7 protein-coding genes are annotated in these 8,389 nt (G+C 39.7%); all 7 read right to left on the reverse strand.

Going from position 1 to position 8,389, the window contains the following annotated elements:
• Position 1 precedes the first annotated feature (1 nt).
• Positions 2-487, reverse strand: a complete 486-nt coding sequence (locus H7T93_RS08785) for an LURP-one-related/scramblase family protein (RefSeq protein ID WP_064520603.1) — start codon at positions 485-487, stop codon at positions 2-4.
• A gap of 132 nt (positions 488-619) precedes the next feature.
• A complete protein-coding gene (locus H7T93_RS08790) occupies positions 620-757 on the reverse strand; it encodes a hypothetical protein (protein WP_153300621.1) in 138 nt (45 codons plus the stop codon).
• A 68-nt stretch (positions 758-825) separates the two neighbouring features.
• Positions 826-1,968, reverse strand: coding sequence for a peptidyl-prolyl cis-trans isomerase (locus H7T93_RS08795; protein WP_014633987.1), 1,143 nt, complete (start codon positions 1,966-1,968; stop codon positions 826-828).
• A gap of 61 nt (positions 1,969-2,029) precedes the next feature.
• Positions 2,030-2,737 (reverse strand): O-methyltransferase, encoded by a 708-nt coding sequence (locus H7T93_RS08800; RefSeq protein WP_070839719.1) that lies wholly within the window; start codon positions 2,735-2,737, stop codon positions 2,030-2,032.
• A gap of 71 nt (positions 2,738-2,808) precedes the next feature.
• Positions 2,809-4,029 carry an OFA family MFS transporter gene (locus H7T93_RS08805; RefSeq protein ID WP_080610289.1) on the reverse strand — a complete coding sequence of 407 codons (1,221 nt, stop codon included), beginning with the start codon at positions 4,027-4,029 and terminating at the stop codon, positions 2,809-2,811.
• A 211-nt stretch (positions 4,030-4,240) separates the two neighbouring features.
• On the reverse strand, positions 4,241-6,046 hold the full coding sequence (pepF, locus tag H7T93_RS08810; protein WP_014633984.1) for an oligoendopeptidase F: 1,806 nt from the start codon (positions 6,044-6,046) through the stop codon (positions 4,241-4,243).
• Positions 6,047-6,056: 10 nt separating this feature from the next.
• Positions 6,057-7,016, reverse strand: coding sequence for a competence protein CoiA (locus H7T93_RS08815; protein WP_201041837.1), 960 nt, complete (start codon positions 7,014-7,016; stop codon positions 6,057-6,059).
• Positions 7,017-8,389: the final 1,373 nt, after the last annotated feature.

Raw genomic sequence — 8,389 nt, forward strand, 5'->3', positions numbered from 1 at the left:
CTTATTTTGAGCTATTCTCGAGCATTTCCACATAGTCAATAGCAACACACAGGGAAATGGCCAAATCGGCGTAAGTATTTTCATAAACAGTAACAGTATAGGTCGATGTCAGATGGAAGAGCTCCTTTTGAATCCTAGCAACTACCTGATTTTGACTATTAAGTAGTTGAAAATCCAAGTCCCAAATATTACCCTCTATTCGCAAGCCAAGATTATCGACATCATACTTATCACGAAGAAGGGTTAATTTTTTTCGAATGTAAAAACTCGAACCATCCTGCAAGTCTACTGTAAACTTAGGCAAGAGACTAAGCGGCTCCTTGGTGATATGACTAATCTCACGACCATCCTCACCAAAAATTGTAAAGGTCTTTGGAATCTTGAAAAAGGATCCTTCAACCTGATAGGCAACTCTACCTTGATCATCCTTGATATCAAAGCGTTCGCCACCCAATCGAAACTTCTGTTTGACAAAATAGGTTTTCATACGCTACCTCCAATATTGTCATACATTTCATTCAGAAAATACCCAAAGAATAAAAGACAAGACCACTAAACGAAGGGCGACGTGAACCGCGGTACCACCTTCATTCAATGAACTTGTCATTCTTATTTGTCTTTAATTGTGAACTTTGAGTAGCAAGTAACCAGATTCGTCCATGGCTCGCAGCGACCGCCATTTTTCTGTATCAGAAGCGATGATTACCAATCTCAAAGGGAAGGCTAAAAATGTCATGATATTAGAACTTTCAGCCACTCTCCATTTTAACGTGTTTTAGGTCTTAGGTCAAGCTGATAATAGCATTATCAACTCTATCTTGTGATTTATTTGCTAGAGCTTGATGATGAACTTGATGAAGCTCCAGAACCAGTCACATACTGGTCAAGAATTGCGCTAAAGGCCTTATCTACAACTTTAACGTTATATTTCTTAAGGACCTTAGCAATCACTGAGTTAGTGAAGTTAGTATCAGATTTCTTACCATTGATGATAACCTTAGTCAAATCATCCTTATAGTTTTTCCAATCTGCATTTTTCTCAGATTTTGAAACAGTTTTGACGATGTAGTAAGTCGCAGCACCAGTTGAGCTGTTTGAAACAGTCACTACGTCAGAAACGGCATTAGCATCTTGTTTGAAGGCTGCTGTCAAAACATCTGCTGGGAAGTCTTGAGAAGCTGAGTTAACTGTCTTAGAAGTCACTTCCAAGCTGTTATCTTTAGCAACTTGTGAGAAATCTGCTCCTTCTGCCTTAGCTTCAGAGTCTACTTTATCTGCAACTGCTTTATCAGTAGTTGAAACCACTTGCACCTCTGTATTTGGTGTGTAGTTATCGTAGGCAGCCTTGTAATTTGCTTCCGTCAAATCTTTTTGTGCGGCTTGGTTAACAGCATACTCAACCAATTTTTGTGTACGGATTTGATTACGGTATGACTCTTCTGTTTGACCATAGGCTGCAAGTACTTGTGAGAATTGATCTCCGTATTGTTCTGAAGCTTGCTTATAAGCTTTGTCAACGTCTTCTTTGCTGACCTTGCTACCATATTCTTTTTCAAGAGCCTTTTGCAAAGTTGCACTCAAAACACTTTGTTGTGTTTGGCTGCTACCTTTAAGTGAATCAAAAACATCACCAACAGTAACAGTATCACCTTTCATAGATACCAAAGTTGTTTCTTCAGTTGTTTTGTTACCTAGAGAAACATACATAGCACCTGCACCAACGAGAGCTGAAACAGCTACAAGGGCAAGACCCCCAAGGAAGCGACCACCTGAGCTTGGTTTACCAGCATCACGTGTCTTTTTAGTTTTAGCACGTTTAGCTTTTTCTTTCGCTTTTTCACTGGCGAGGGCGATGCTTTCCTCTTCTTCTTTTTGGCGATCAAGATGCTCTTGTTCTGCGTCTTTGTCTGCTACAACCTCTTCAACAGTTTCTTCTGTTGACTCAAGGTTTTCATTTTCTTTAGCCATTCTATCTACTCCTTAAATTGTCAATATCTCTGTTATTATACCACACTTACTTAAATAATGCTTAATCTGGCAAGATAATATTTTCAGAATTTTTCCGAAGCATAAGAAGTCCATCACTCATAGGTACCAAACTAGCAGTTAAACCAGGGTTATTTAATGTCGCATCAAAAAGGCGATGTAAACCACGGTAGATAGTACGTTGACCACGGCGAACCTCCATAATGTCTTTAGCAATATCTCCTCCTTGGAAGATATCATCAAAAACAATCACACCGCCAACCTTAAGACGTTTTAGGATTTCAGGCAGAAAGACGATATATTTAGACTTGGCTGAATCCATAAAGACAAAATCATAATCAGTGTCCAAATCTTGCAAGACTTCTGCTGCATCCCCCTCAACCAAGGTAATTTGTTTGCGGCTGTCATACTTGGCTAGATTTTCCTTGGCAAAGCCAATCATTTCTTCATTACGATCAACCGTCGTAATCTGAGCATCAGGTGCATACTCAGCCATAAGAAGGGCTGAAAAACCAATAGCTGTTCCTACCTCAAGGATTTTCTTAGGCTGCAAGGTCTGCAACAAAAATCGGAAATAAGCAACAACTTCGTGCTGGATAATTGGAATATTTTCCTTACGAGCAAAGGCTTCCAGTTCAGCCAAATGCCCTTTATTTTCTTGAAGATGCGTTCGCATGTAGTCCACGATATCCTTGTTGACTACAGGACGTCGCATGTTGTGATTTGCGTTTTTACTATATGATTTAACCATGTGTTTTATTATATAAAAAATCCCTAGCGAGTGCTAGAGATTTTTCTTATCTATAAATCAAATCGTCATCATTAGGCTACTTGACGTAACCCCCTCTTTTTCAAGAGGTAAGCAATGACCAAAGCCACCACGTAAAGAGCGATGAAAACAAGCAAGGTCATCTGGTATGATTTTGTCAATTCGTAGGTTACCGACAAGAGCATTGGCCCCACTAAGGCCGCCATCGCCCAGGCAGTCAAAATATAACCATGAAGGGTAGCCAACTCCTTTGCCCCAAAGATATCGCTAAGGTAGGGAGGAATCAAGGAGAATCCTGCCCCGTAGCAAGTCATCAGAACAGCCATCGCAACCACAAAGACAAGTGGCACTTGTAGAACAATTAGGAGGACGGCCATAACAATATTAACCACAAAGAGGAGAATAAAGGTCTTCGGACGCCCAATATAATCCGACAAGCCTGCCCACAGAAGGCGACCAAAACCATTAAAGATTCCCATAATACCTACAACAACCGCCGCTGATTCCGCTGACATCCCAACCATATCTTGAGCCATTGGAGAAATAGCAGAGACAAGGGCTAAGCCACATGAAATATTGATAAACAGAATAAGCCATAACCAGTAGAAAGTTGACGATTTCAGGGCCTCATTAGCCGTAACTCCCTTGCTCAAATCAGCAGCCTGACGGTTTGGACTCTTGTCAGCCAACAGTTGTGTTTCCTCTACACTTGGTCGTTTAATGAATTGTGAGACAAAAAGCATAACAACAAAATAAACGACTCCCAAGATATAAAAGGTCTGCTCAACACCACGTGCCTGAATCAGATATTGAGCAATGGGACTGGTTAACAGCGAGGCAAAGCCAAAGCCCATAATGGCAAGGCCAGTCGCAAGTCCACGCTTATCAGGAAACCACTTAATAATGGTTGAAACAGGCGTAATATACCCCACACCCAGTCCTAGACCACCAAGAATACCATAACCAAGATAAAGCATCCACAGCTCTCCATGAGCAATGGCAACTCCTGTCAGAATATTTCCCCCAGCATAGAGGACCGCCGACATACTTCCAGTCACTCTCGGACCAAATTTTTCAACCAGACGCCCCATGAAAGCTGCAGAAAGCCCTAGACAAAAGATAGCCAATGAAAAGGCAAAAGAAACTGAAGATTGATCCCAGCCAGTCTGGGCCATAATAGGATTACGATAGATACTCCAAGCATAGGTAGACCCCAACATGAGATGGAGTAAGACACCACACGTTGCTACAAGATAACGATTGGTTGTTTTCACAAAAACCTACTTTCTATTTCTGAACATTGTTCACTTATAAAACACAAAACGTTAGGTTTTTAGTCTATCATGAATATAAACCATGGGCTATAAATATGCTCATCAACTCATTTCCAAATCAATTAGAACTTGTATTCTAGTAAACGTTCGTTTTTAGACATAAAAAGAATCATCCTGATTCAGAATGATTCTCTCTTATAGTGACTTATTTTTAAGAAAGGTGAACACCTTTTTCAACCAAGTCTTCCAATTCAACGAGACGGTCTTCAAAAACTTTGAAGGCAGCATCCAAGTAGTCGGTATTGGTCATATCAACACCAGCTTTCTTGATGACTTCCAAAGGATAGTCTGAGCTTCCCGCCTTAAGGTAAGTAAGGTAAGCTTCCTTATCTTCTTCAGTACCATGAACAATTTTTTCAGCCAAGTAGCTTGCTGCCGCAAACCCTGTAGCGTATTGGTAGACATAGTAATTCATGTAGAAATGCGGAATACGTTCCCACTCAAACTGAATTTCGTAGTTATCTTCAGCTTTGAGATTATAGTATTTCTCATTGAGATCTGCGTAAAGCTTATTCATGAAGTCGGCTGTCAAGATTTGACCAGATGCATCTGCCTCATGGATAGCATGTTCAAACTCGGCAAATTGGGTTTGACGGAAGACAGTTCCCTTGAAACCATCCAAATAGTGGTTAAGAATAGCAAAACGTGTCTTGTCATCTTTGACCTCTTTAAGAAGCGTTTCTGTCAAGATATTTTCATTGGTTGTAGACGCAATTTCCGCCAAGAAGATTGGGTAATCTCCGTAAACATATGGTTGAGTCTGACGTGTGAACGTTGAATGCAAACTATGACCAGTCTCGTGAACCAAGGTAAAGAGATTGTCCAAAGTATCTTGCCAGTTCAAAAGCATGAAAGCATTGGTATCATAGGCACCACCTGAGTAGGCACCTGAACGTTTTCCTTTGTTAGGGTGAACGTCAATCCAACGTTCCGTAAAGGCTGCATGAACCCCTTTACTATACTCTTCACCAAAGATTGCCAAGACTTCTTCTGCTTTCTTGAGGGATTCTTCATAAGTAAGAGCAGTTTCAGTCTCAGAAAGTGGTGTATAGACATCATACATCTTAAGCTCGTCAAGCCCCAAGACCTTCTTACGCAAATCAAGGTAACGATGCAAAAGTGGCAAATGCTTGTTCACTGATTCCAAGAGTGAATCATAAACACTTTCTGGAATAAAGTTAGCTGCAAGTGCTGCATGACGTGCTGAATTATAGTGACGAACTTTGGCTTGGTAATTGTGAACCTTGACAACGCCTTGGAGTGTTTGTGCATAAGTATGTTGGAACTGCTCGTAGGTCCCATACATCGCTTCATAAGCTCCCTTACGAATGTCACGGTCCTTAGATTCCATGAGGGTGATAAAGTTACCATGTGTCAACTCAACCACATCCCCTTGACCATCTGATACCCATGGGAAGAGGATATCAGCATTATCCAAGACATTGAAGGTATCCGTTGGACCGTTGAAGATATCACCTGCTGCTGCCAAGAGCTCCTCAGCTTCTTGAGAAAGAACGTGGTCCTTGTTTGCCAAAAGGCGTTCGAAATAGTGGTCATAAAGTCCAAGACCTGGCTCTTGTTCTTTAAACTCAGCTAATTTCTTATCATCCAAGGCCATAAATTCAGGCTCAAAGTATGCAAAGGCTTCACTCAACTGTGAGTAAAGGTTTGAGGCCTTAGCTTGGTACTCTTGGTAAAGCCCTACTGTTGTGTCTTGGTCATTTTTCATTGACGCATAGACATAGATTTTCTCCAAGCGACGCATAAGGCTCATATAAAGTTCTGTTGCCTCAAGCAAGTTCTTAGCAGAATCTAAGAGATGACCTGCATAAGCACTAGCCTTCTTCAAATCCTGAACAGTGCTTTCATATTCAGTCTCCCAATCTGCATCTGTCGCAAAAATGGTCGTCAAATCCCATGTGTATTTCTCTTCTAAATGAGCACGATTGTCTGACATAATATTCTCCTTAATTGTATCTATTCTTTACTATTTTAGCATAAAAGGTGGGAGGGTAGAGAGTTTGTTGATAAGAAAAATGCCTTTTTCGATAATATTGCATAAAAAGCTTTTCAAAACCTTCAAGTGACTCTCTAATTTGTACAAAACCCTGCTTAGATTCTGGAAATCTCACTTGTGGAAAAAAATCCTGATCAGACAGGCATAACAAATTCATTCCCTTAAGATAGGCTTCTTCCTGCCTTCTCATCCACCTTGGATTTTTCCCCATTAATTCTCGTTGAATCACATGTGAGACCTTCTTTCGCTGAGTTACTTGATAAGTCTCAACCTGCTCTGCTTGATAAGGAAAACGTAAAACTGTCATGAGATTTTCGGTTAACGACCAGGCCTTAGTTAAATAATAGACTTTCCCAAAAATATCCTCATAGATGAGATACTTAAGTCTAATTTCCTCACGCTTCCAATCAAGCTCCCATAGGTGAAATCCTATCTTAGCCGTAAAATAGAGAAAGTCCCGCTGTAAGTCTGTTAAACGTCCATTCAACCAGAGTTCCTCACCCAAAAGCCAACGCACTTCGTAACCTGCTTGGTGATAGGCACGTGTCCTCTCTCTCAAACGTTGCTGGGATAACCGAGAACACTGAACTTCTAGAGCCAGGGAATCTCCAACAAATAAATCTGCAATTTGCCCCATCTCAGACAAAACCTTTTCAATACTTACTTTTTCACCATGATTAACCAAAGATTTATACAAAGCTGCCTTAAGGGATAAATGTTGGGCCGATTCATTCTCCGAGAAGAACTGACAATCTTGCAAAGACTTATGAGCAAAATGTGGACACATTACCTGGCCATGCCTCAGAAGGACAACTCCCTGGCAACCAGGACAGCTATAGGATTCCTTACGTTGCAAACTGGTTTCTAGAGCTGAAACGAGCTTCCCCTCCTGATTTCTTGCAATTAACATGACTCTCTCCTTCGTGCACTCTCTTACTTATTCGTAAAAGAATTCACAAAATAAAAAAACATCTAGATTACTCTAGATGCGTCCCCCATTCAAACTGAAACTTGCTCCCTGCTGTATGGAAACTTAGGTTTATAGGTGTATTGCTTACCTTGGGATACAAGTGCCGCTCAGTCCATTTGATCTCTTTTCAACAATCTCAATTCTTCAAGAAAAATCCCCCAATTTTCCTAGGAATCAGGATCTTGAAAACAGTTTCTATCCCACATAACCATTAAAAATAGTTATTGTAGCATAGACAGATGCTCTCACAAACATCTGGTCAAATTCCGTCACTGAAGCATCATCCCAATATGCTTATCACCCTTTTGTTCCGCAATCCCACTAAAAACTTAATCCTTGAGTTGATAATGAGATAAAACAATTTTTAGACTTTTACAAGTTAAAGTCTTTATTTACTAACATTGAACCACCATTTCCCTAGGTGCAGTTCAATACCAACAAACGCAAAACCGTGTTGGTCCAAAATGGTTTCTAGTTAAGAGTATCTTGTGATTGATAGTCAGTCAATCTGAAAAACTTTCCCTCTAGCTTCTTTACGCAGAACGTCTTACTGCTTACAAGATACTATTTCCTAGAAGAGTATCGGCTAAAAACCCCACTCTCAAAACATACCACCTATCAGTCATTAGGTTTAGTCCACCTTCTGATAGGTATATTAGCAGTTACTGCTTTATTTTCTTTCCCTCTTCGCTTTTGACGATTAGTCTCTACCGATTCTGCTGTTTTTGAATCTGTCGTTTGCTCTACACGGATTAAAAATACCGCTAGCTCCCGCTACGATGATGCTGATGTTTTAAATCGATTAATCTAATTTTTTGCTGTTTAAATCTGCTCTTTTTTAAATCATCACAATGAAACATTGGAATTTGATAACTTAGAATTCCAGATTCTAAGCTAGTCCTTTTTGACTAGGGAGTCACCCTGCCAAAAAAACAAACTCTTCCTAACACAATCTATTATACTGTATTATAATTTTTTGTCAATTAATTTATTTCATATTTTTTGAAAATAATATTTACACCCTTATTTTACACATAGTTAAGTATAGAGAAAAGCTTATAATATAGGCTTTAGTTGCGATTTTGAAAAAATTAGAAAATGTATGTCTATTTTTCTTTTTTCAGTCGAAATCAAGTATTTTTAGGAAATGTCAGAAAATTTCATCTTTCTTATTTCTACTTAACTTGATTTTTCCAAACGATAAATTGTAAAATATAGTGCAACAAAAAAACTCATAGCCTTTCATTGGTGTAAACTGTAAGTAACCACACAAACAGAACCCGAGGAAACACTATGAGCTACTCCCATCTTAC

Source organism: Streptococcus sp. 9.1 (assembly GCF_016648815.1).
Lineage (GTDB): Bacteria > Bacillota > Bacilli > Lactobacillales > Streptococcaceae > Streptococcus > Streptococcus salivarius_E.

Bases quoted from the DNA above. Each gene is read 5' to 3' on its own strand.
- H7T93_RS08800 (WP_070839719.1), bottom strand. From the start codon at position 2,737: ATGGTTAAATCATATAGTAAAAACGCAAATCACAACATGCGACGTCCT.
- H7T93_RS08785 (WP_064520603.1), bottom strand. From the start codon at position 487: ATGAAAACCTATTTTGTCAAACAGAAGTTTCGATTGGGTGGCGAACGC.
- H7T93_RS08795 (WP_014633987.1), bottom strand. From the start codon at position 1,968: ATGGCTAAAGAAAATGAAAACCTTGAGTCAACAGAAGAAACTGTTGAA.
- H7T93_RS08815 (WP_201041837.1), bottom strand. From the start codon at position 7,016: ATGTTAATTGCAAGAAATCAGGAGGGGAAGCTCGTTTCAGCTCTAGAA.
- pepF (WP_014633984.1), bottom strand. From the start codon at position 6,046: ATGTCAGACAATCGTGCTCATTTAGAAGAGAAATACACATGGGATTTG.